The organism is Alphaproteobacteria bacterium, assembly GCA_035625915.1.
Lineage (GTDB): Bacteria > Pseudomonadota > Alphaproteobacteria > JACZXZ01 > JACZXZ01 > DATDHA01.
On sequence record DASPOR010000010.1, the window covers coordinates 13,335 to 36,084 of the forward strand.

Annotated in this window: 21 protein-coding genes and 1 tRNA gene; 17 read left to right on the forward strand and 5 right to left on the reverse strand. The window is 62.6% G+C overall.

Features of this window, described 5'->3' with window-relative positions; genetic code table 11:
• Positions 1-154 precede the first annotated feature (154 nt).
• From ccrA to VEJ16_01065, 10 genes are all read left to right on the forward strand, one after another.
• Complete coding sequence (gene ccrA, locus VEJ16_01020; GenBank protein HYB08233.1) at positions 155-1,453, forward strand: crotonyl-CoA carboxylase/reductase; 1,299 nt, start codon at positions 155-157, stop codon at positions 1,451-1,453.
• 34 nt (positions 1,454-1,487) lie between these two features.
• Positions 1,488-3,179 (forward strand): acyl-CoA dehydrogenase family protein, encoded by a 1,692-nt coding sequence (locus tag VEJ16_01025; protein HYB08234.1) that lies wholly within the window; start codon positions 1,488-1,490, stop codon positions 3,177-3,179.
• A gap of 17 nt (positions 3,180-3,196) precedes the next feature.
• Positions 3,197-3,712, forward strand: coding sequence for a ribonuclease domain-containing protein (locus VEJ16_01030; GenBank protein ID HYB08235.1), 516 nt, complete (start codon positions 3,197-3,199; stop codon positions 3,710-3,712).
• A gap of 31 nt (positions 3,713-3,743) precedes the next feature.
• The gene (locus tag VEJ16_01035) at positions 3,744-3,983 is read left to right on the forward strand and encodes a twin transmembrane helix small protein (protein ID HYB08236.1); all 240 of its coding nucleotides are present in this window, start codon (positions 3,744-3,746) and stop codon (positions 3,981-3,983) included.
• A gap of 10 nt (positions 3,984-3,993) precedes the next feature.
• Positions 3,994-4,557, forward strand: coding sequence for a cob(I)yrinic acid a,c-diamide adenosyltransferase (locus tag VEJ16_01040; GenBank protein HYB08237.1), 564 nt, complete (start codon positions 3,994-3,996; stop codon positions 4,555-4,557).
• A 243-nt stretch (positions 4,558-4,800) separates the two neighbouring features.
• Complete coding sequence (locus VEJ16_01045; protein HYB08238.1) at positions 4,801-5,550, forward strand: electron transfer flavoprotein subunit beta/FixA family protein; 750 nt, start codon at positions 4,801-4,803, stop codon at positions 5,548-5,550.
• Positions 5,550-6,482 carry an FAD-binding protein gene (locus VEJ16_01050; protein HYB08239.1) on the forward strand — a complete coding sequence of 311 codons (933 nt, stop codon included), beginning with the start codon at positions 5,550-5,552 and terminating at the stop codon, positions 6,480-6,482. The genes VEJ16_01045 and VEJ16_01050 overlap by 1 nt, the downstream gene beginning before the upstream one ends.
• Before the next feature lie 58 nt (positions 6,483-6,540).
• Positions 6,541-7,410: a 3-hydroxybutyryl-CoA dehydrogenase gene (locus VEJ16_01055; protein HYB08240.1), complete on the forward strand. Its 870-nt coding sequence runs from the start codon at positions 6,541-6,543 to the stop codon at positions 7,408-7,410.
• A 145-nt stretch (positions 7,411-7,555) separates the two neighbouring features.
• Positions 7,556-9,436: a 2-oxoacid:acceptor oxidoreductase subunit alpha gene (locus VEJ16_01060; GenBank protein ID HYB08241.1), complete on the forward strand. Its 1,881-nt coding sequence runs from the start codon at positions 7,556-7,558 to the stop codon at positions 9,434-9,436.
• Positions 9,433-10,464, forward strand: a complete 1,032-nt coding sequence (locus VEJ16_01065) for a 2-oxoacid:ferredoxin oxidoreductase subunit beta (protein ID HYB08242.1) — start codon at positions 9,433-9,435, stop codon at positions 10,462-10,464. The genes VEJ16_01060 and VEJ16_01065 overlap by 4 nt, the downstream gene beginning before the upstream one ends.
• Before the next feature lie 289 nt (positions 10,465-10,753).
• On the opposite strand, the gene VEJ16_01070 is transcribed toward VEJ16_01065, so the two are convergent.
• A complete protein-coding gene (locus VEJ16_01070; protein HYB08243.1) occupies positions 10,754-11,452 on the reverse strand; it encodes a TlpA disulfide reductase family protein in 699 nt (232 codons plus the stop codon).
• A 165-nt stretch (positions 11,453-11,617) separates the two neighbouring features.
• On the opposite strand from VEJ16_01070, the gene argH reads away from it, so the two are divergent.
• The 4 genes from argH to VEJ16_01090 are packed head-to-tail and all read left to right on the forward strand — an operon-like array spanning position 11,618 to position 17,144.
• Positions 11,618-13,141 carry an argininosuccinate lyase gene (gene argH / locus VEJ16_01075; GenBank protein ID HYB08244.1) on the forward strand — a complete coding sequence of 508 codons (1,524 nt, stop codon included), beginning with the start codon at positions 11,618-11,620 and terminating at the stop codon, positions 13,139-13,141.
• Positions 13,138-13,275 (forward strand): lipoprotein, encoded by a 138-nt coding sequence (locus tag VEJ16_01080; protein ID HYB08245.1) that lies wholly within the window; start codon positions 13,138-13,140, stop codon positions 13,273-13,275. Before argH ends, VEJ16_01080 begins: the two co-directional genes overlap by 4 nt.
• 8 nt (positions 13,276-13,283) lie before the next feature.
• The gene (gene lysA, locus VEJ16_01085) at positions 13,284-14,597 is read left to right on the forward strand and encodes a diaminopimelate decarboxylase (GenBank protein ID HYB08246.1); all 1,314 of its coding nucleotides are present in this window, start codon (positions 13,284-13,286) and stop codon (positions 14,595-14,597) included.
• Between the two features lie 57 nt (positions 14,598-14,654).
• A complete protein-coding gene (locus VEJ16_01090) occupies positions 14,655-17,144 on the forward strand; it encodes a TIGR02302 family protein (protein ID HYB08247.1) in 2,490 nt (829 codons plus the stop codon).
• 80 nt (positions 17,145-17,224) lie between these two features.
• Here the strand turns inward: VEJ16_01090 and VEJ16_01095 are convergent, their stop codons facing one another.
• From VEJ16_01095 to VEJ16_01105, 3 genes are read right to left on the reverse strand one after another with little or no spacing between them, the layout of a single operon-like run.
• Complete coding sequence (locus VEJ16_01095) at positions 17,225-17,812, reverse strand: demethoxyubiquinone hydroxylase family protein (GenBank protein ID HYB08248.1); 588 nt, start codon at positions 17,810-17,812, stop codon at positions 17,225-17,227.
• Complete coding sequence (locus tag VEJ16_01100) at positions 17,809-18,327, reverse strand: disulfide bond formation protein B (protein HYB08249.1); 519 nt, start codon at positions 18,325-18,327, stop codon at positions 17,809-17,811. The genes VEJ16_01095 and VEJ16_01100 overlap by 4 nt, the downstream gene beginning before the upstream one ends.
• Before the next feature lie 12 nt (positions 18,328-18,339).
• On the reverse strand, positions 18,340-18,918 hold the full coding sequence (locus VEJ16_01105; GenBank protein HYB08250.1) for a YqaA family protein: 579 nt from the start codon (positions 18,916-18,918) through the stop codon (positions 18,340-18,342).
• Positions 18,919-19,108: 190 nt separating this feature from the next.
• Between VEJ16_01105 and VEJ16_01110 the strand changes: the two genes are divergently transcribed.
• The 3 genes from VEJ16_01110 (at position 19,109) to VEJ16_01120 (ending at position 21,447) form a co-directional block, all read left to right on the forward strand.
• Complete coding sequence (locus VEJ16_01110; GenBank protein HYB08251.1) at positions 19,109-19,807, forward strand: methyltransferase domain-containing protein; 699 nt, start codon at positions 19,109-19,111, stop codon at positions 19,805-19,807.
• 105 nt (positions 19,808-19,912) lie between these two features.
• Positions 19,913-19,999: transfer RNA gene (locus VEJ16_01115), tRNA-Leu, on the forward strand.
• Positions 20,000-20,247: 248 nt separating this feature from the next.
• On the forward strand, positions 20,248-21,447 hold the full coding sequence (locus tag VEJ16_01120) for a patatin-like phospholipase family protein (protein ID HYB08252.1): 1,200 nt from the start codon (positions 20,248-20,250) through the stop codon (positions 21,445-21,447).
• Positions 21,448-21,494: 47 nt separating this feature from the next.
• Here the strand turns inward: VEJ16_01120 and VEJ16_01125 are convergent, their stop codons facing one another.
• Positions 21,495-22,442 carry a phytanoyl-CoA dioxygenase family protein gene (locus tag VEJ16_01125; protein ID HYB08253.1) on the reverse strand — a complete coding sequence of 316 codons (948 nt, stop codon included), beginning with the start codon at positions 22,440-22,442 and terminating at the stop codon, positions 21,495-21,497.
• Positions 22,443-22,750: the final 308 nt, after the last annotated feature.

A 22,750-nucleotide genomic window follows, 5' to 3' on the forward strand; every position in this document is an offset into this window, starting at 1 on the left:
GAAACTCGGATTTGTGCATTGCAAGATACCCGATCCAGATAATATATGAGTTAAGACCGATATTGCATTGCAAGATACGCGTGACAACGCTCGGGACGAGTCAGGGGGTTCGGAACGAGCCGCGGTTCCTGAGAGAGGAGAGGGGGGTTCACCGATGGCCGAGGCTGCGAAGCTCGTTGAGCTCAATCGGGGCGGGGGTGGTGCGGCGGGCGCCGGCAAGGATCTCTATGACATCGGCGAGATTCCTCCTCTCGGTCACGTGCCGGCAAAAATGTATGCCTGGTCGATCCGCCGCGAGCGCCATGGCGAGCCGGAACACGCGATGCAGCTCGAGGTCGTACCGACCCCACCCATCGAGTCGGACGAGGTCCTGGTCATGGTGATGGCCGCCGGCGTCAATTATAACGGCGTGTGGGCCGCTCTCGGCAAACCCGTCTCGGTGTTCGACGTTCACAAGGCGCCATACCACGTCGCGGGCTCGGATGCGTCGGGCGTGGTGTGGGCGGTCGGCTCCAAGGTCAAGCGGTGGAAAGTCGGCGACGAGGTGGTCGTCCACTGCAACCAGGACGACGGCGACGACGAGGAGTGCAATGGCGGCGATCCGATGTTCTCGCCGAGTCAGCGCATTTGGGGTTACGAAACGCCGGACGGTTCTTTCGCTCAATTCGCGCGCGTGCAATCGCGTCAGCTCATGCCGCGCCCGCGGCATCTCACCTGGGAAGAATGCGGGTGCTACATGCTCACGCTTGCAACGGCGTACCGCATGCTGTTCGGCCATCGCCCCCATATCCTGCGTCCGGGGCACAACGTGCTCGTGTGGGGGGCGGCGGGCGGACTTGGCTCGATGGCGGTGCAGCTCATCGCGACGGCGGGTGCGAATGCGATCGGCGTCGTTTCCGACGACGACAAGCGCGATTTCGTCATGCAGCTCGGCGCCAAAGGGATCGTCAATCGCAGCAAGTTCGATTGCTGGGGCCGCCTGCCGGAGATCAATGCGAGTGGCGGCTACGGCGATTACATGAAGAAAGTGCGCGAATTCGGCAAGGCGATCTGGGAGGTCACCGGCAAGGGCAACGACGTCGATTTCGTCTTCGAGCATCCGGGCGAGACGACGTTCCCGGTGAGCTGTTTCGTGGTGAAGCGGGGCGGGATGGTCGTTTTCTGCGCGGGTACGACCGGCTACAACATCACCTTCGATGCGCGCTTCGTTTGGATGCGCCAGAAGCGCATTCAGGGTAGCCACTTCGCGAACCTCCTGCAGGCGAGCCAGGCGAACCGCCTCGTGATCGAGCGGCGCATCGATCCCTGCATGAGCGAGGTCTTTTCCTGGACCGAGATCCCCCAGGCGCACACCAAAATGATGCGTAACCAGCACAAGCCGGGCAATATGGCCGTCCTGGTGCAGGCAAGGCGCCCGGGCCTGCGAACCTTCGAGGACGCCGTCCACGCGTGAGCCTCCGGGGAGCTTGCTGGTGGAGCACGACCGTATGAGCCGAGCCGTCTCGCGGCCCAAAAGCGAATCCTCGACCGTGACACAACTCGCCGATCTATTCGCCCTGTGTGGCGAGGCGCTCGACGCCGCGGAAAGCTATCTCGGCCATGCGCGGCTCGCGGTCGCGGACAGAGTCGCGCGTGATGGCGCTCTCGACCCGAGCCTGCTCGATCGCGAACAATTCGCGGTCCACGGCTACGCGTGGAGCGCTACATACGTGGCCGCCTTGCGCGAGATGCTCGCCTGGGCGCGCCGACTCGAGGAACGCGGTACCTTCGGCGAACTCGAACGGCTCGTCCTTCAATCGGCATTCGGCGAATATCTCGCTCAGCTCCACGGTGGGATCGCACTTTCGCAGGTCGAAATCGTGCGCCCGGCCGACATGGGTGTGGCGGAGAAAGACCTGCGCATGTTCGCCACGGGGGCGGCGGCGCTCATCGAGCGCGGCAACACAGCCGCGGTGCGCGCGCGCATCGCCGAGCTTGTCGTCGAGGACGAAGGCTTCGGCGACCCCGGCCTCGACGACGAAGCACTCGTGATGATTCGCGATCAATTCAGGCGCTTCGGCGAAACGAAAGTGGCTCCCGTCGCCCATCGCTGGCATGTCGATGACCGGCTCATTCCCATCGAGATCGTCGCCGAGTTGGCTGCCCTCGGCGTATTCGGCCTCACCGTTCCCGAAGCTCATGGCGGACTTGGCCTCGGCAAGGTTGCGATGTGCGTCGTCACGGAGGAATTGAGCCGTGCTTATCTCGGCGTTGGCTCCCTCGGCACGCGCTCGGAGATCGCGGCGGAACTGATTCGCCTTAGCGGCACGGACGCGCAGAAAAAGATTTGGCTGCCGAAGATCGCGAGTGGGGAGATCCTGCCGACCGCCGTATTCACCGAGCCCAACACCGGCTCGGACCTCGGCGCGCTTCGCACCCGTGCGGTGCGCGAGGGCGGCGTCTACCGCGTCACGGGCAACAAGACCTGGATCACGCACGCCGCGCGCGCGGACCTCATGACGCTTCTCGTTCGCACCGATTCCAAGGACGCCGGCTACAAGGGCTTGTCGATGTTCCTCGCGCAAAAGCCGCGGGGGACCGACGAGAACCCGTTTCCCATCGCCGGCCTCACGGGAAGCGAGATTCGCGTGCTCGGTTATCGTGGCATGAAGGAGTACGAGCTTGCCTTCGACGGCTTCGAGGTCAAAGCGGAGGGCCTTCTTGGCGGGGTCGAGGGCCAAGGCTTCAAGCAACTGATGGCGACCTTCGAAAGTGCGCGCATTCAGACGGCGGCACGTGCCGTCGGTGTCGCACAGAACGCCCTTGAAATCGGACTTCGGTATGCGCTCGACCGTGTCCAGTTCGGCAAGCGCATCGTGGCCTTTCCGCGCGTGGCGGGCAAACTTGCATGGATGAGCGTCGAAACCATGATCGCGCGCCAGCTCACCTACTTTGCGGCGCGCGAGAAGGACAGCGGGCGGCGCTGCGACGTGCCCGCGGGGATGGCCAAGTTGCTCGGCGCCCGGGTTGCCTGGGCGAACGCGGACAACGCGCTGCAAATTCATGGTGGCAACGGCTATGCCGAGGAATACGAGATCAGCCGCGTCCTGTGCGACGCGCGCATCCTCAACATTTTCGAGGGTGCGGCCGAGATTCAGGCAGGCGTGATCGCACGCGGATTGCTTTCCGGGCGAAACTGAAACGCCGAAGCGCGAACATGCACTTCATTCGTGGAACAAAGACCGGATTCCTCTTCGCCCTCGCCATCCTTGCAGCGCTGGCGTGCGTCTCGCCGGTCGAGGCGCAGGAGGTTTGCGGTGTGGGTCTCGAGGCCGAGGGACCGCAGGACGAGGCCCTTCGGCAGTTCGCGCTGGCGCATCGGATCGGGCACCCCGATGCCTTCATCGCGATCGTCGACACAATCTATCGCACGGGGCGGCTCCCGGATTGCTACCTCACGAAACGCGTGGCGGCGTCGGATGGCTGGCGCGAGGGGGACGACCTTTGGGCGGCAGCCCCCGGCGATGCCATTGGCGGCGATCGCTTCGGCAATCGCGAGGGTCGCCTGCCGCCCGAATATAACGGCCGCTATCGGGAAGCCGATCTCGACTACGCCGGCGGCCACCGCGGTGCCCATCGGCTTGTCTTCGTCGAGGGGAGCCGAGGCGACTGGCTCGTCTGGGTGACGACCGACCACTATCGTCACGTGTATAAGGTGCCGTCGCCGCATTGAGCGCTCGAGTGTCCCACGCGGTGCCTTGAATGTGGGCATCGCCCCCAAGGCGCGCTATATCAAGACCGTGGAAACCTTCTTTACCTACCTCATATTCGCTGCGATGGCGGCCGTGGTCGTCGTTCTCCTCGTCGGCGTGGGCTCGATGTTCCGGGGTGGCGACTTCAACCGCAAATACTCGAACAAGCTAATGCGCTTGAGGATCCTATTGCAGGCTCTCGCACTCATCCTCTTCGCGATCTTCATGCTCTTCATCCGAAACCACGGTTGAGCGGTGGGCAATGGTCAAGCTGACGCGTATCTACACCAGGGGTGGCGACAGGGGTGAAACCTCTCTTGGCGACGGCGCGCGCGTGCCAAAGCATGCCCTTCGGGTTGCGGCATACGGCACCGTCGACGAGGCGAACAGCGTCATCGGACTCGCCCGCCTCCATACCAAAGACGAAGCGGATGCGATGCTGGCGCGGGTTCAGAACGACCTTTTCGATCTCGGCGCCGATCTCTGCACCCCCTCGGGTGGTACGCGAGAGGCGAAGGCGCTGCGGATCGTCGATGCGCAGATCGAGCGGCTGGAGCGTGAAATCGACGAAATGAACGAGGCGCTGAAACCGCTCGATTCATTCATATTGCCGGGTGGCTCACCCGCCGCCGCCTATCTTCACCTCGCCCGCACCGTCATGCGCCGGGCGGAGCGGCTGACGGCCGAACTCGCAATCCTCGAGACGATCAACCCCGCGGCCCTTCGCTACGCAAACCGCCTCTCGGACCACCTTTTCGTTCTGGCGCGCTATCTCAACGACAAGGGGAAAAAGGACGTGCTGTGGGTGCCGGGTGGAAATCGCTGACGGGTTGAGCTAGGCGCGAGCGAGCAGGAGGCCCGACCTTTCCGCACCGGGGCATAATTGACAAGCCTTATTCGCGGGCATAGTGTGCAGTTGCGAAAAGACGGTTTTTGGGCGGATTCAGGCCGTTTTTTGCGTCGTTGCCTTATTGGGGCGCGGGTCGGTTGCTTGACAGTCGGACAACCGCCTCCTAAACAAGCGGGCTCGTAATCAGGCAGACCTCAATTCCATTCCGTAGGACGTGCCATGAAGGTTCTGGTCCCGGTCAAGCGGGTCATCGACTTTAACGTCAAGATTCGCGTCAAGGCCGACCACTCGGGCGTCGAGACGGCGAACGTGAAAATGTCGATGAACCCGTTCGACGAAATCGGTGTGGAAGAAGCGCTCCGCCTCAAGGAGGCCGGCAAGGCGACGGAGGTGGTTGCCGTTTCGATCGGCCCCACCCAGTCCCAGGAGACGATTCGCACCGCCCTTGCCATGGGTGCGGACCGAGGTATTCACGTCGAAACCGATCAGGAGGTCCAACCGCTTGCGGTCGCGAAACTCCTGAAGGCGGTGGTGGCCAAGGAAAACCCGGGCCTCGTCATTCTCGGCAAGCAGGCGATCGACGACGACTGCAACCAGACAGGGCAGATGCTTGCGGCCCTGCTCGGCTGGCCGCAAGGTACGTTCGCCTCGAAGCTCACGATAAAGGACGGCCAGATGGAAGTGACGCGCGAGGTCGACGGCGGGCTCGAGACGGTCCTCCTCAAGCTTCCGGCCATCGTGACCACGGACCTGCGCCTCAATGAGCCGCGCTATGCCTCGCTTCCCAACATCATGAAGGCGAAAAAGAAGCCGATCGATAAGGCTACACCCGCCGATCTCGGCGTCGACATCGCGCCGCGCCTCGTCGTGCTCAAGGTCGACGAGCCGCCCAAACGCAAGGGTGGGGTCAAGGTCAAGGACGTGGCCGAACTCGTTGCCAAGCTAAAGACCGAAGCGAAGGTGATTTGATGACTGCGCTCGTCATCGCCTCCCACGATAACGCGACCGTAAAGCCGGCAACCCTGCACGCGGTGACCGCGGCAAAGTCGCTCGGCGACGTGGCTGTGCTGGTGGCAGGCTCCGGTGCCGCCGCCGCGGCCGAGGCGGCCTCGAAGATCGCCGGTGTCGCGAAAGTGCTGTTGGCGGACGCCCCATATCTTGCGAATGCGCTGGCCGAGAATCTGGCCCCGCTGATCGCCAAGCTCGCGCCGAACCACACCCATATTCTTGCGACCGCCGACAGCGTGGGGAAAAACGTCATGCCGCGCGTGGCAGCCCTCATCGATAGCCAACAAATCTCCGATATCGTCAAGGTCGACTCGGCCGACACGTTCGTGCGGCCGATTTATGCGGGCAATGCCCTCGCGACCGTGCAGTCGAAGGACAAAGTGAAGGTCATCACCGTGCGCGGCACGGCCTTCGACCCCGCCCCGGCGTCGGGTGGCTCGGCGCCGATCGAGAAAATCGATGCGAGTCCGGATGCCGGCCTTTCGAATTTCGTGGGTGCGGCCCTATCGAAGTCGGAACGGCCCGAGCTTACGTCTGCGCGCATCGTCATCTCGGGTGGGCGCGGCATGCAATCCGGCGAGAACTTCGTGATGCTCGAGCGCATTGCGGACAAACTCGGTGCGGCCGTGGGCGCATCGCGTGCGGCGGTCGATGCCGGCTTTGTACCGAACGATTATCAGGTCGGCCAGACCGGCAAAATCGTGGCCCCCGATCTTTACATTGCAGTCGGCATCTCGGGAGCGATCCAGCATCTCGCGGGCATGAAGGACTCGAAAGTCATCGTCGCCATCAACAAGGACGAAGAGGCGCCGATTTTCCAGGTCGCCGACTACGGTCTCGTCGGCGATCTGTTCAAGGTCTTGCCCGAATTCGAGGCGGCGCTCTCGAAATAACGATGAGCGATTGCCGGGCTTGCAAGCCCACGAGCAAGTAGGAGAAAAAGCGTTGGAGATACAAAAAATCGGTGTCATTGGCGCCGGGCAGATGGGCAACGGCATTGCTCATGTCTGTGCGCTGTCCGGTTTCGCGGTCCGCCTCGGCGACGTGAGCCAGGAGGCCGTCGACAAGGCAATGCAGGTCATGGATCGCAATATGCATCGCCAAGTCGCGCGCGGCGTCATCACCGAGGATCAGAAGAAGACGGCCCTTGCTCGCGTCAAGACCGGGGTGGGGATCGCTCAATTCGGTGACTGCGATCTCGTGATCGAGTCCGCGACCGAGAACGTGGGTATCAAGGGCGAGATCCTCAAGTCGGTATGCCCTGTTCTCAAGAAAGACGCCATCCTCGCGTCCAATACCTCCTCGATCTCGATCACTCGTCTCGCCTCGCTGACCGATCGCCCGGACAGGTTCATGGGCATGCATTTCATGAACCCGGTCCCTGTGATGGAGCTTGTCGAACTCATCCGTGGCCTCGCGACGGCCGAGGAGACTTTCAAGACCATCCGAGAGCTTGCGGTCAAGCTTGGCAAGACGCCGGCCAACGCCGAGGACTTTCCCGCCTTCATCGTGAACCGCATCCTGCTGCCCATGATCAACGAGGCGGTCTATGCGCTCTATGAAGGGGTCGGCTCGGTCGAGGCGATCGATGTCGGCTTGCGCCTCGGTGCCCATCATCCCATGGGGCCGCTCGAACTCGCCGATTTCATTGGCCTCGACACCTGCCTCGCGGTCATGCACGTCCTTTACGAGGGCCTTTCCGACAGCAAGTACCGGCCGTGTCCGCTCCTCGTGAAATACGTCGAGGCGGGCTGGCTCGGTCGCAAGACCGGGCGCGGCTTCTACGACTATGGAGGCGAAAAGCCGGTTCCAACCCGCTGAGGTTACCGCCGAAGACGCCATTCAGGCGGCGGCAGGGCGCGGGATTGTAATCCCCCAGTGCTCATCCTTAAATTGGAGTATCGGGCCGCTCCGGCCGGGCATAGACTTGCCGGCCGAGTCCGGCCCCAAGAAGGCAGGTAAACACATGGAAGGAAACGCTCTTCGGGTCGAACGGCCCGAGCCGCATCGGCGCGAGACCCTCGAGTCCGTGGTCGTGCGCATCGCCGGCGACTCGGGCGACGGCATTCAGCTCACCGGCAGCCAGTTTGCGCAGACAACCGCGTTTGCCGGGAACGATCTCGCGACCTTTCCCGATTTTCCCGCTGAGATTCGCGCACCCGTCGGCACCACGTTCGGCGTGTCGTCCTTTCAGATCAATTTCGGTGCGCGGGTCATTCGCACCTCGGGCGATGCGCCCGACGTCCTCGTGGCGCTCAATCCGGCGGCTCTCAAGGTGAATTTGCGCGATCTCAAGCCGGCGGGAATCCTGATCGTCAATACCGGCGCCTTCAACGAGCGCAATTACGCGAAGGCCGGCTTCAAGGGCGATCCGCTCAAGGACGGCAGCCTCGAAGGCTTCCGCACGATCGAACTCGACATCTCGCGCTTCACGCTCGAATCGGTGAAGGGGCTCGGCCTCTCCCAAAAGGAAGCGCTGCGCTGCAAGAATATGTGGGCGCTCGGCCTCCTCTTCTGGATGTATGGTCGCGATCGACAGACAACGGTCGACTGGCTCAAGCGCCGCTTCCAGAAGGAGTCGGCCCTCGCGAACGCCAACGTCGCCGCACTGAACGCGGGCCACGCCTTCGGCGAAACGGCGGAATTGCCGGTCGCACTTCCGGTCTTCAGCGTGCCGCCCGCGCATCTCGAGCCGGGGCTTTACCGCACGGTCACGGGAACGGAAGCGCTCGCCTGGGGCCTTCTGACCGGGGGCCAGCTCGCGGGCCTGCCGCTCGTCCTTTGCTCCTACCCGATCACGCCGGCCTCGGCACTCCTTCATACGCTTGCGGCCCTGAAGCAATTCGGCGTCGTGACGTTCCAAGCCGAGGATGAGATCGCCGCAATCGGGGCCGCGATCGGCGCCTCCTACGCAGGGGCCATGGGCATTACGTCGAGTTCCGGGCCGGGTGTTGCACTCAAGACCGAAGCACTCGGCCTTGCGATCGCCGCGGAGCTGCCGCTCATCCTCATCAATTCGCAACGCGCCGGACCCTCGACCGGCATGCCGACCAAGACCGAGCAATCGGATCTCTACCAAGCGGTCTACGGGCGCAACGCGGATTCCCCGCTCGCGGTACTCGCAGCACGCTCTTCGTCCGACTGCTTCGAGGTCGCAATCGAGGCCGTGCGGATCGCGAGCAAATACATGACGCCGGTCATTCTGCTGACCGACGGTTATCTCGCAAATGCGGCCGAGCCCTGGAAAATTCCCGACGTTACCGCGCTCAAGCCTTTCAAGGTCGAATATCGCACGGACCCCGAGGGCTTCCATCCCTTCATGCGCGATCCAACGACGCTTGCGCGCCCGTGGGTACGACCGGGTACGCCGGGGCTCGAGCATCGAATCGGCGGCATCGAACGCGATTACGAGAGCGGCAATATTTCCTACGATCCCGAGAACCATCAGCGCATGACCGATGCGCGCGCGGCCAAGATCAACGGCATCGCCAAGGATATCCCACTGCAGAGGACCGAAGACGGGTCGACCTCGGGCCGGCTTGCCGTCGTCGGTTGGGGCTCGACCTTCGGGCCGATCGGGCGCGCCATCGACAACCTGCGCCGAACCGGCCATTCGGTGTCGCATATCCACCTGCGCCATATCTGGCCGCTTCCCGCGAACCTTGGCGATCTCCTCAAGGGATTCGAGCGCATCCTGGTTCCGGAGATGAACAACGGCCAGCTTCTAACCGTGATACGCGACCGTTACCTCGTTCCCGCCGACGGGCTCAACAAGGTGACGGGACGGCCCTTCAAAATCGCCGAGATCGAGGCGGCCGCATTGGCGCGCCTGGAGGCACAACGATGAACATCGCAACCCCACCCGAAAAACTCGCGGCGAAGGACTATGCGTCCGATCAGGAGGTACGTTGGTGCCCCGGCTGCGGCGACTATGCGATCCTGAAGGCGGTCACCAAGACGCTGGCCGATATAGGTGCCAGGCGTGAGAATACCGTGTTCGTATCGGGTATTGGCTGCGCCGCGCGCTTTCCCTATTACATTGCAAGCTATGGGTTTCACACCATTCACGGACGGGCACCGGCAATCGCGACCGGCGTCAAGCTCGCCAACCCCGAACTGGACGTCTGGGTGATTGGCGGCGACGGCGATATGCTGTCGATCGGCGGCAATCACACGCTCCACGTGCTGCGACGGAACGTCGATTTGCAGATACTGCTCTTCAATAACGCGATCTACGGCCTGACCAAGGGCCAATACTCCCCGACTTCGCGACCGGGGACGAAGTCGCCCTCGACCCCCATGGGCTCGGTCGATAATCCGGTCTCGGCGACGCAATTTGCGCTCGGTGCCGGTGGGCGGTTCGTCGCACGCTCGGTCGACACCCTGCAAAGTCACTTGCCGGGTGTGCTCAGGCGCGCCCACGACCATCGCGGTGCGAGCTTCGTGGAAATCTTCCAGAACTGCATCGTCTACAACGACGGGGTCTATGCGGACTTCACCGAGAAGGACATCGCGGCCGACACCCAACTCCTCCTCGAGCACGGCAAGCCCATGGTTTTCGGCAAGGCTAGAGACAAGGGCATTCGCATCAGGCCGGGCACGCTCGATCTCGAAGTCGTGCGACTGGGCGAGGGCGGTGTCGCGGAGGCGGACCTTCTTGTCCATGACGAGACAAACCGCACCATGGCCTTCCTTCTTTCGCACATGGAGCCACCTAAATTCCCGATGGCCTTGGGCGTCCTCTACTGCGGTCCCGGAGAGGCTTATGAGGCGCAGGTGCGGGCCCAAATCGAGGAGGCACGCAAACGCCAAGGGGCTGTCGCCGATATCAATGCGCTACTTCGTCGAGGGTCGACCTGGAACGTGGGCGCCTGAACCGGCGGAAACATCCCCGTGGTCTGCGTCCTTTCGTCACGGGAGACAACCTCTTGTGACTGCGCTGAGCCTGATCGTTCGTTCTCTTAAACGTCATGGCCGGGCGGGCCGAAGGCCGAGACTTGGCCATCCGCGTCTTTCAGCGATAGGACATCCATACGAATGGAGAAGTCCGAAACTATTTGTCGGACACAACGAACGACTGTGCCTTGAATCCGAAATTCGCTCCCGGTCCGGCTCCCTCGTGTGGCGAATTTCGGATTAGCGACACGATGCCGACGCGGTCGATTTAGCCTGCATCTCGCGTCGGCGAGGGCGGCATGCCGGTTGTCGTCTGCTTCTGGTTTGCGTCCTGATCCCTGCCTTCGCCGATCGCATGTTGGATCAGTTTGACGGCGGCGACGGAATCCCAGAGCGCACCACCGACCAGGACACCGCGAGACAGTCCGTCGCGCCCGATGAGGAAGCTCGTCGGCACGCCACGCCCACTCCAGGCGCGAAACGATTCGCCCTTGGGGTCGAGGTAAATGCCGAGATGATCGAGTCCATTCCGCGCGAAGTAAGGCTCGACCGCGTCCTTGCCCTGGCGGTCGAGGGCGATATCGACGACAGTGAAATCCTTGCCCCCGAACCTCGCCTGCAGCCTGTCGAGGGATGGCATTTCCCGCACGCACGGTGCGCACCAAGTCGCCCAAAAATTGACCAGCACGACCTGGCCCTTGAAGTCGGCAAGCGAAAGGGTCTTCCCGGTTCCATCCGAAAAAGTTATTGGTGGCACTGGCTTAGGCGAGGCGAAATAGATAAAGTCGCCCATCTCGCCCACGAGCGCTGGTTTTGTCTCGTCGGCGAAGGCGGCTTTGGGGCCGAGGCCGTCGAGCCACGCCAGCGCGAGAAATGCGGCGGGGACGGCAGCAAGCGCCATCAGGCCGGCGAAGAGCAATGCCTTCGGGCGCCAAATTGGGGGGATGGCTTTGCGATCTATCTTCATGAGCACGTACCGGCTGTCGTTGTGTTACATAAAACGGCCGTCAACGCCAGGCTCCATAAACGGATTGGCACTAAGGCCATGACGAATAAAACAAAATCGACAAGAACTCCAGCTGGAAAAGCTTCCGCGGCCAAATCTCGGTCTGCGAGGCCGGCCGGCGCTAAATTGTCGCCCCCGGCCCCGGTTCGCGCGAAGGCCGCTCCCCTCAAGGCGATGCCCTTAAAGGTTGCATCGGGCAAGGCCATTGCACCGAGGCAAACCGAGCGCGAGGGAGCGGCGGCCAAGGCAAAGCCGGCCAAGCCGGGTCCAAATGCCAATCCCCTTTGGGGCGGGCGATTCGCGTCGGGCCCCGCCGAGACCATGGTCGAGATCAATGCCTCGATCGACTTCGACCGCCGCCTCTACGCCCAGGATATCCGCGCCTCGAAGGCACATGCTGCCATGCTTGTCGCAAGGGGGATCGTCTCCTCTAAAGATGGCCAGGCCATCGCCCAAGGTCTAGACAAAATCCGTCAAGAAATTGAAAGCGGGGCGTTCAAATTCTCGCGCGCGCTCGAGGACATTCACATGAATGTCGAACACCGTTTGGCCGAAATTGTCGGCGAAGCGGCAGGACGACTCCACACCGCGCGCTCGCGGAATGACCAGGTGGCGACCGATTTCCGCTTGTGGGTGCGCGATGCGATCGACCATCTCGATCCTGCCTTGAGGGAATTGCAGGCGGCCCTCCTTGCTCAGGCCGAGCGTCACGCGGAAACGCTCATGCCCGGCCTCACGCACCTTCAACCGGCACAGCCCATCACCTTCGGCCATCACCTGATGGCCTATGTGGAAATGTTCGGTCGCGATCGCAGTCGCTTTGCGGATTGCCGCAAGCGATTGAACGAATCGCCGCTAGGTGCCGCAGCACTCGCCGGCACGTCGTTTCCGATCGACCGTGAGATGACGGCGCGGGAGCTCGGCTTCGCGCGCCCGATGGCGAATTCGCTCGATGCAGTCTCCGACCGCGACTTTGCCCTCGAGTTCCTGGCCTCAGCGTCGATCGTTGGGATTCATCTTTCACGCCTTGCCGAAGAGTTGGTGATTTGGTCCTCGGACCAATTCCGGTTCGTGATGCTTTCGGATCAGTTCACAACCGGAAGTTCGATCATGCCGCAGAAAAGGAACCCGGACGCGGCCGAGCTGGTGCGCGCAAAGGCAGGCCGTCTCATTGCAAATCTGGTCAGTCTCCTGACCGTCATGAAGGGCCTTCCGCTCACTTACGGCAAGGACATGCAGGAGGACAAGGCGCCGACGTTCGAGGCGGCGGACACGCTCGCCTTGTCCATCGCGGCGACGACGGGAATGATCCGCGATCTTACGCCAAACCTCGCCGCCATGCGCGCCGCGCTCAACGGCGGCTTCCTCACGGCGACCGATCTTGCGGACTGGCTCGTGCGGGCGCGGGGAATGCCGTTCCGCGAAGCCCATCACATCGCCGGTCGCGTCGTGCGGCTGGCCGAGACGCGACGCTGCAGGCTCGACGAGCTGAGCCTCGGCGATCTCCAATCGATCGAGCCGCGCATCACCAAGGACGTGCTCGACGTGCTGAGTGTGGAGAGATCCGTGCGAAGCCGCCGCAGCCTTGGTGGCACCGCTCCCGACCAGGTGCGCCGCGCCATAGCCCGCGCCAAGGAGCGTTATCTTTGATCCGTCTCGTTTTTTCCATCGTCCTTTCGGCGGTCGTTGCTTGCACGCTCGCGGCTTGCGGCAAGAAGGGTCCCCCGGAGGTGCCGAAAGGTGAGACCGACACCCTCGATCGGAAATATCCGAGTGGGGAGTAGGCCGGGCAATGGATGATTTCACTTATAGGGGCGGCTTTCTTCACGCCGAAGACGTCCCGCTTCCTCGTATCGCGGAGGCGGTCGGCACGCCGTTCTATTGTTATTCGACCCGCGCGATCTTGCGTCAATACCAGGCGTTCAAAAACGCCTTTGCCGGCGTCGATGCAAAAATCTGCTACGCGCTCAAAGCGAACGCCAATCTCGCGGTCGTGCGCACGCTCGTCACCGCGGGTGCGGGAGCCGACGTCGTGTCGGAAGGTGAATTGAGGATTGCGCTTGCCGCCGGGGCCGCCCCCGCAAAGATCGTTTTTTCGGGTGTGGGCAAGACGCGGCGGGAGATTGCATTCGCACTCGAGACCGGCATCTTTCAAATCAACGTCGAGTCGGAGCCGGAGCTCGAGGTTCTCGGTGAGACCGCTCGATCTCTCGGCAAGGAGATCGACGTCGCAATACGGCTCAACCCTGACGTCGATGCGCGCACGCACGCCAAGATCACCACGGGCAGAAAGGAAAACAAGTTCGGCGTCCTGATGGAATCCGCGCGTCAACTTTATGTCCGTGGCGCGCGCATGCCCGGTCTTTCGATGCGCGGAGTCGCCGTGCATATCGGTTCCCTCTTGACCGATATCGCACCCTACCGCGAAGCGTTCGAGCGCGTGGTCGAATTCGTGCGCGTGCTGCGCAAGGATGGCCACGATATCCGCCGCATCGACCTCGGCGGCGGGCTCGGTATTGCCTATGGCAACGAAACAACGCCGGGGGTGACGGACTACGCTGCGATGGTAAAAGAAGTGACGGGCGGTATCGGGTGCGAATTGACATTCGAGCCCGGGCGCTTCCTCGTCGGCAATGCGGGCCTTCTCGTTTCGCGCGTCGTTTATGTGAAGAAGGGTGCGGCAAGAGATATCGTCATCGTCGATTCCGCGATGAACGACCTGATCCGCCCAGCGCTATACGATGCATTTCACAAAATAGTCACCGTCGCGGAACCGAACCCGGGCGCGCGGCACGAGCCTGTCGATGTCGTCGGGCCAGTGTGCGAAAGTGCCGACATCTTCGCTCGCGCCAGGGCACTCACGCCCGTCGTTGCCGGTGACCTCCTTGCCATTTGCTCGGCGGGGGCCTACGCTTCGGTCATGGCCTCGACGTACAATGCGCGTCTGCCCGCTCCGGAAGTCATGGTTAACGGAGCGAAGTACGCAGTGGTGAGGCCGCGGCCCGATTACGCGGAACTGATGGGCCGCGATTGCCTGCCCGATTGGCTTCGGCCCAACGCTGGCGATGCGATGGATGTTGGTGCGACGAAGCGAGACGTGGCATGACGCTCGCCGTCGGATGAGCGACGATCGCCGGCGGTGAAGGAGAAATGCAGCGACAACATGACGGCCGCGAATCAAACGCCGAAGGTTGAGGGCCTCCGCCCTCGCACGATTTCCCTCGCCCGTTTGGCGCTTCTCTGGGAGACAGTCTGGCCAAGCGCGTGGCCCGCCCTGGGTACGCTCGGATTGTTCGCAGCCCTTGCTTGCTTTGGCGTTTTCACGGTCCTGCCGGGCTGGTTGCATGTCCTGCTTCTCGCCGGATTTGCGTCAGCACTCGCGATCGCGATCTTTCGTGGCGTTCGCACGCTTCGTTCCCCGAGCATCGCGGAAGCCGAACGGCGCATCGAGCGCGACAGCGGGCTCGTCCATCGACCCCTCACGGCACTCGACGACAAGCTCGCGATCGGTGCGGGCGACGATTTCACCGAGACATTGTGGCGAGCACACCTCGAACGGATGCGCAAGGCGATTGGCAAGGTGCGTGTGAAATTGCCTCGTCCCGGCTTGGCGGGCCGGGATCCGATGGCCCTGCGCTTGCTCATCGTCCTTTTGCTGGGCCTCGGTCTGCTCGAGGCAGGCGGTGCTGCACCGGAGCGGCTGATGGCTGCCTTGATGCCGCAGCTCGGCCCGCTTTCCGCGAGCAATCCCGCCGTCGTCCAACTTTGGCTGACGCCACCTTCGTATACGGGTCTCGCGCCGATCTTCGTGACGGCCGGCGAGCGCGATGCGAAGCAGGCGGCGGTGGCGCCAAAGGACAGTGCCCCGACGGAGAGTGCTCCAAGGAACAATGCCGAGGTGCAGACTTCGATCGACGTGCCGGCGGGAAGCAAGGTGCTCGCTCGCGTTCAGGGCGGTTCCGGTGCGGTGCGGCTCTTGGTGGGCGGCCGGGTCATTCCCTTCAAGTCGATCGATGACGCCACGTCTCAACTCGAGGACTCGATCGTCGCAGGCGATACGTTGACGGTCGAGCAGGGCGGGCGCGCGATTGGTCAGTGGCGAATCCATGTGGTCCCCGACCTTCCACCCAAAGTCGCATTCGCATCGCCGCCGTCACGCACGCTGAGGGCGAGTCTCAAGATCGAGTACGCCGCCAGCCACGAATATGGGCTTGCGAGCGTGAAAGCCGAGATCAGGCGCAAGGGTGGAGCCGCCGGCGAAACGCCCATCGAGCTCGAGCTTCCGCTTGCGAGCGGACACCCCAAAGACGCGCACGAGACGAGCTTTCACGATCTGACGCCGCATCCGTGGGCGGGATTGCCGGTCACGATCCAGCTTCTTGCGGCCGATGAGCCCGGCCTCGTCGGCAAGAGCGAGGCGCTTGAAATCACTCTGCCCGAGCGGAATTTCACGCACCCGGTTGCACGTGCGATCATCGAGCAGCGCAAGCGCCTGACGGTCGATCCCGATAGTCGCGAGCAAGTCGCCGACATATTGAGCCAGCTCGCAGCGCATCCCGATACCTTTTCGGGCGATTACAACGTTTTCCTGGCGCTGATCGCGGCCCGAGGACGCTTGAGGCTTGCCCATGAGCCATCGGACATCAGCGACGTGCAGCAGCTTCTTTGGGACACAGCACTCGCGATCGAAGACGGCCACCTTTCACTCGCCGAACGCGAGCTGCGCGATCTCCAACAGCAGCTGATGGATGCACTCGATCGCAACGCGCCCGACAAGGAGATCGAAGACCTCATTGCCAAGCTCGAGGAAGCGATCGACCGTTATCTTCAGGCGATGATGGAGGAGCAACTTCGCAATCCCGACAAGCAACAGCAGGAATTCGACAAGAACGCGCACACGCTCGAAATGCAGGATCTGCACAAGATGCTCGATCAGTTGCGCGAGATGACACGCACCGGCGCTCGAGACGCGGCACGCCAGATGCTGGCCCAACTTCAAGAGATGCTCGAGAACATGCGGATGGCGCGCATGAATCCGAATGGGCAGCAAGGACGCAGCGGCGCCCAAAACCTGATGCGCGGGATGGACGATCTCATCAACAGGCAAGACAAGCTTCTCCAGCGGACCTTCCGCGAGTCCCAGCTTGGCGGCTCTGGAATGCCGATGCAGCGGCCGGGCTCGGGCAACAGCGCTTCCGAACAAGAGGCGTTGCGCAAGATGCTTGGGGATCTCATGCGGCGGATGGGCGAGATGTCCGGGCAGATTCCCGATGCGCTCGGCTTGGCGGAGCGCGCCATGCGCGATTCGAGCGATGCGCTTGGCCGCGGCGAGCCCGGAGAGGCGGTCAATCCTCAGTCACAGGCGCTCGACCAATTGCGTCGAGGTCGACAGGCGATGATGGAAGGCTTGCGCCAACGGCTCGGCGAGGAGGGCGATACGGAGGATCTCGACGCGTTCGGACCGGCGCGCGATCCGCTGGGTCGCACGATGCCGGGCTATGGCAATTTCGATGCGAACGACGTGCAGATTCCAGATCATGGCACAATGCAGCGCGCGCGCGAAATCCAGGAAGAGCTTCAACGCCGTGCCGGTCAGCGTCAACGCCCGCCCATCGAGCGCGAATATATCGATCGACTCCTGAAGCGCTTTTAAGGCCGACTGCGATCGACCGTCCCCGCTCGGGCGGAAGGCAAAACTGAATCTTGCCGTCGCTTGAGTGCGCCGCGCTCCCGTCAAACCCGGGTCGAGAGCCAGATTGCAAGGCGCGATGCGGCCTTGATCGTTCCCAATAAAAGCGGGTAGGCCGGTGCGGCCTCGGCTCCGTGCGCGAGGCCGATTTCCTTGTGGTCGATTTCGTGCGCGCGGAAATCCTCGATTGTCTCGCGCAACTCCTTTTCGTCATCGCCGAGCGCTTCGGCCTGACGCTTGTAATGGTCGTCGATAACGTCCTCGACGGCGACCGTGCACGCCATCGCTGCGCGCTCGCCGAGGAGGGCCGTGGCCGCACCCAGCGCAAAGCCAGCCACGTGCCATAGGGGGTGAAGGACCGTTGGACGCACGCGGCGCTCGACCATCAGCTTTTCGAATGCGGCAAGATGCGCTTCTTCTTGCGCGGCCATCTTTCGGATCGTCTCGCCCTCGGGCCGGCGGCCGAGAATGGCGAGTTGGCCCGCGTAAATGCGCTTGGCGCCATATTCGCCCGCATGGTCGACACGGATCATTCGCGCAAGAAGTTCCTGCTTGTCAGGATCGCCGGGTAACCGGTCCTCCGCCGTCCGGCGGGGATGCAAACGGTTTGAGGGTGAGCCCGCCTTTGTCATCGAGGCCTCGCGTTCCTGGCGCCGCGCGCCGCCCCTGCCGCGAACAGCGCGAGTGCTCCGGAGATCAGCACATTGTAGCCGGCGAGCGACACGCCGAACAATGACCATGGAACGCGGTCGCAGCGTGCGACGTTGTTCGAGAGAATCTGCTCGCGAAACGCCTCAAAGGTCATCGTCCCTCCACTCGAGACGGTGCCGGCGCAAGCCGTCGTTCCTTCCCACCAGTGCTGCTCCACGCCCACATGGAAGACGCCGATTCCGGCATCGATCAGGAAGGCGATTGACACAAAGGCGAGAATTGCCGAGCGCCAACGGCCATCCCGGACGAAAACGCCGATGAGCGAGAGTGCTATCGCGGCACCGTAAGGGTAGCGCTCATAGACGCAAAGCACGCATGGCGCCAAGCCGCCGATATATTGGAACAGAAAAGCGCCGCCGAGTGTCGCGATGGAGGCGGCCAGGATGAGGGCCGGAGGAAGACGTTCGGAAGCGATCAATCGTTCGAGGAAGGGCAAGGACGCTTTCTCCTAAAGATAGCGCAGCGCGAGAAACCCGCCCACCAGGGCGATTGCGAAGAGGCTCGTCACCAGCATGAGGCGCGCTTCGATGAAGCGGCGCATCGGCTCGCCAAAGCGCTGCAACAGGCCCGCAACGAGGAAGAAGCGCATGGCGCGAGAGATCGCCGAGGCAAGTGCAAATTTCCAAATGTCGAATTGAAGGGCCCCACTCGCGATGGTGACGATCTTGTAGGGGATGGGCGTCATGCCTTTGAAGATGATGATCCACAATCCCCATTCGGCGAACGACGCCTTGAGTGCTTCATACTTGTCCAATGCGTGGTAGAACTCGAGCACGGGCAGCCCGATCGCCGCGAAAGCGTAATAGCCGATCGCGTAGCCGAGAAAGCCTCCGGCGACCGAGGCGGCGGTGCATATGGCGGCAAGGGCCCATGCCCGTCGCGGAGCCGCGAGCACCATGGGGATGAGCAGGACGTCGGGTGGAATCGGGAAGACCGAGCTTTCGACGAAGCTTACCGCGGCGAGCGCCCAGGTCGCATGGCGATGGCCGGCGAGCCGCATGGTCCGCTCATAAAGGTAATTCAGCAATCGATCCCGCTCCACGATAGGTGGCGACCGGCATGGTCGTCTATTAATGCCGATTTGCCCGTTCTCACCGGTTCATCGGTTCGCGCCGGTTTATCAGGTGCGATTCGGTTGGGCAATCCCGCTCGCATTGAGGGATCGCCATAGGCATAGTGGCCTGACGTGGATCGTGGCTTCGCGAGGTATCGGGCGAATGTCGCAGTGGCTCGGGTTCTGGGAAGGCGCCAATCGTATCTATGTGAACGATCGCCACCGGGCGATCCACTATCGGCAGGTGGCCGATGACGTTCTTGCCGAGCTTCCTTCGAGCGCCGCACCCGTTGTCCTCGACTACGGATGCGGCGAAGCGCTCGAAGCCGGTCGGATCGCCGAGCGAGCCGAGCATCTCTTTCTTTTCGATGCGGCGAAGGCCGTACGCGAACGGGCGGCCTTGCGCTTTGCCGGGATGGCGAAGATCGCCATCCTCGACGAAGCAGGGCTCGCCGCACTTGCCCCGGCCTCGCTCGACCTCATCGTCGTGAATTCGGTGCTCCAATATGTGCCACGCACGGATCTGACGAGGCTCCTCGCTCTGTGGCGGGATCTGCTCAAGCCCGGGGGTGTCCTTGCGCTGGCGGATATCGTTCCGCCCGACAGCGGAATGTTTGCCGATGTCGGATCGCTCCTCCGTACGGCCGTCCGATTTCGCTTCCTCGGCGCGGCACTTCTCGGCCTCGGCTCGACCTTTTTCTCGGACTACCGTCGGCTGCGCGCGGAGGCGGGCCTTACGACTTACCGGGAGGCCGAAATGCTCGAGCTGCTGCGGGCAGCAGGATTGGCACCGCGTCGGCGGGCGCAAAACTTCGGCTTCAACGCCGCACGCATGACCTTCCTGGCCGTGCGGACGGACTGACGATCGACCCGCGTCGACACCGCGCGCTCGGCAGTTGACCGCCGGCCGTTGTCGGCTATGATCCGGCCGCGAAGCGCATGATCGCCCGGCGATGAAGGGTGGCTTGCCCCTGTGGCGGAACCGGTAGACGCGGCAGACTCAAAATCTGTTGTTCGCAAGGACGTGGGAGTTCGAGTCTCCCCGGGGGCACCAATAATATCGGCTGATAGGCCAAGTCCGCAACTCGAGCAAACTTCACTATTTATTCGTCCCGCCCGGAAAAGTTTTACACTATAGAATTGCAATCGCGCCAATGCGGAACGGCGATGCCATAATCCATCGGCGAGCCCAATTTATTGAGAGACGTGGAACGCAACGACGCGGCGCGGGCGGCTCCGAACAACTGACTTTGGTTTACGAGGGCCGTCGGACGACATCGCAACGCACATGGGGGAGGGGCCATGGCCTATCGCATTTTGGCGCTCGATGGCGGTGGGGCGTGGGCGCTGATCGAAGTGAGCGCACTCATCGCGCTTTACAGCAAGAGCACCACCGGACATCAGGTTCTGTCCGATTTCGATATGGTCGCGGCAAACTCCGGCGGCAGCCTCGTATTAGGGGGCTTGGTCGAGGATCTGGCGCTTGGCGATCTGCTTGGCTATTTCGAGGACGAGGCGAAGCGCAAATCGATCTTCTCGCCGACGAGCTCGATCGTCGACCAGGCAGTGCAAAGCCTGGTGGGCATCGGGCCTAAATACAGCGCCGAAGACAAGCTGCCGGCGATCCAGCGTCTTTTGCCAAATCGCGGTAACCTATCGATGGACAAGGCGATCGCGGGCGTGACGCGCGCCGGAATTCCGGCCGACGTTCACCTTCTCATCATCGGTTTCGATTACGACCGCAACCGCGCCATATTCTTCCGCTCGGCTGCGGCATCGGGGCCGGAATGGGGCACGGGAGACACCGTCGACGTTACCCTGGCCGAGGCCATCCACGCCTCGACGAATGCGCCCGTCAATTATTTCGACGGGCCGGCGACGTTCCCGGATCGCGCCGGGCGCTATTGGGACGGTGGTGTCACGGGGTGCAACAATCCCGTGCTCGCGGCAGTGACCGAAGCAGTCGTGATAGGGCAAACGCCAACCAATATCGTCGCCTTGAGCATCGGGACGGGAACCGTGGCGTTGCCCTGGCCTACGCCGGCCGACCCGGCAAATTCGCCCTACGTGCAAGCAATCGGCCAACCCGGCCTCGTTGCCGATTTGCGCAAGCTCGCGGGTTCCATTCTTGACGATCCGCCGGACATTGCGAGCTTCCTGGCCCACGTAATGACGGGCGGTGGCGCCGGCGTTCCGGCACCCGCCCAGAGTCGTATCGTCCGGATGAATCCGCTGATCAGTCCGATGGGCAAGCCCGGCTCGTGGCGGCCGCCCGGGCCCGCAGCCGGACCGATGACGGCGGCGCAGTTCACATATCTGACACGGTTGGACATGGATGCGGTCGAGCAGCCCCAGGTCGATGCGATCGCAACATTCGCGGACCTTTGGCTTCAAGGCAACGTGACCAACCAGCCGCTGCGCATGGACAGCGATACGCTCACGCCGGAACTGGGATACATCACGTTCCAGGATGCTGCAACGGCATGGCGTGCGATCAAGTGAGCGAGCGGTTGCCGGCGGTGACGGAGCACACCTCACCTCGAGTGCGGCTATCCTCGCAACTCACCGAGCGACTCGGTCCCATCCGCCACGACACGCGCATCGGGATCGCCCGTGTGGCCATAGCTTGACCACGCAGAAAACCCCAGCCTGGAAAGGATAGCGGGAGGACAGCGACGCATGACCTCTGGACGCAGCCCTCGCGGATAATTTTCGAGCTGCCGAAACTGCGGCCCGCAGCCGACCGTGGTTATGCCGAACCTGGATTCCCGCGAACGGTTCGGTGCTGCGCCATGCCATAGCCTTGCGTCGAACGCGAATGCGGTGCCCGCCGGGCCGAGTGCTGCCACCGATGCAATCTTGTGGGGCACCGACGGATCGGGCTGCTTGCCGCTCAAATGACTGCAGGGCACCAAGCGGGTGGCGCCGTTCTCGATTGAAAAATCCGTGATCATCCACATCACATTCACGGCGGCAATCGGCGCAATCGGCTTCCCGGAGGGAAGCGGTTCGATAGCACCCCCGGTGTTGCGCTTTGCATCGGCGGGCCGGGCGGGACGCAGACCAGGTTCATGGGGACCTGGCATCCACCATTGGTCGGTATGGAGCGGCATTTCTCCGGCTCCCGGGTGCTGGATTTGTGCATCGACGCATGAAATCAAATAGTCCGGGCCGATGAGGTGTTCGATGAGCGACATGCACAATGGATGCTGAATGAGCTTAAAGAACACCTCCCCTTTATTGAGAAGCATGCCGACCCACTGATTGAGCGGATCGATATTGGCGGGATTTTTCTTATTGTGCATTTGGCGCTCGGCGTCCGCTTGCTCGAAGAGCCTCCTCCGAATCGTTTCGAGTGTCTCGCCCTCGAGTGCGCGCTCGACAATGCAATATCCGAAGACTTCGATGTCGTCCTTCAGCCGGGCCCCATCCCTCGTTGGCTTCGGCAGCCGATCGGGGTCCCAGTGCAGATTGTATCTTCCGGGATCATTCGGCATGGATGGCCTCGGCTGGACAGGTCGCGTGCGGCTCAATGAACGGTGGATCGGTCTTCCCGCAGCACTTTTGACACAAGCGGCACTATGCGCCTGGACCGGGGGGTTCACAAGCAAGCGACCGCAGAGGTTTTCCTAACTAGAAGTTCATCTGGCCTTCGATTTGTTCTGCCGAGGGTGCATTCGCCGGATCGAGTGCGCGCTGGAGATAACCTTCTGCCATTGGTTCGAAGGTCTCCCAGAGCTTGCTCAACGCCGCAATTGGCGCTTCGGACAAGTCCGCTCGCAGGTCGACGACGGGAAAGGGGATG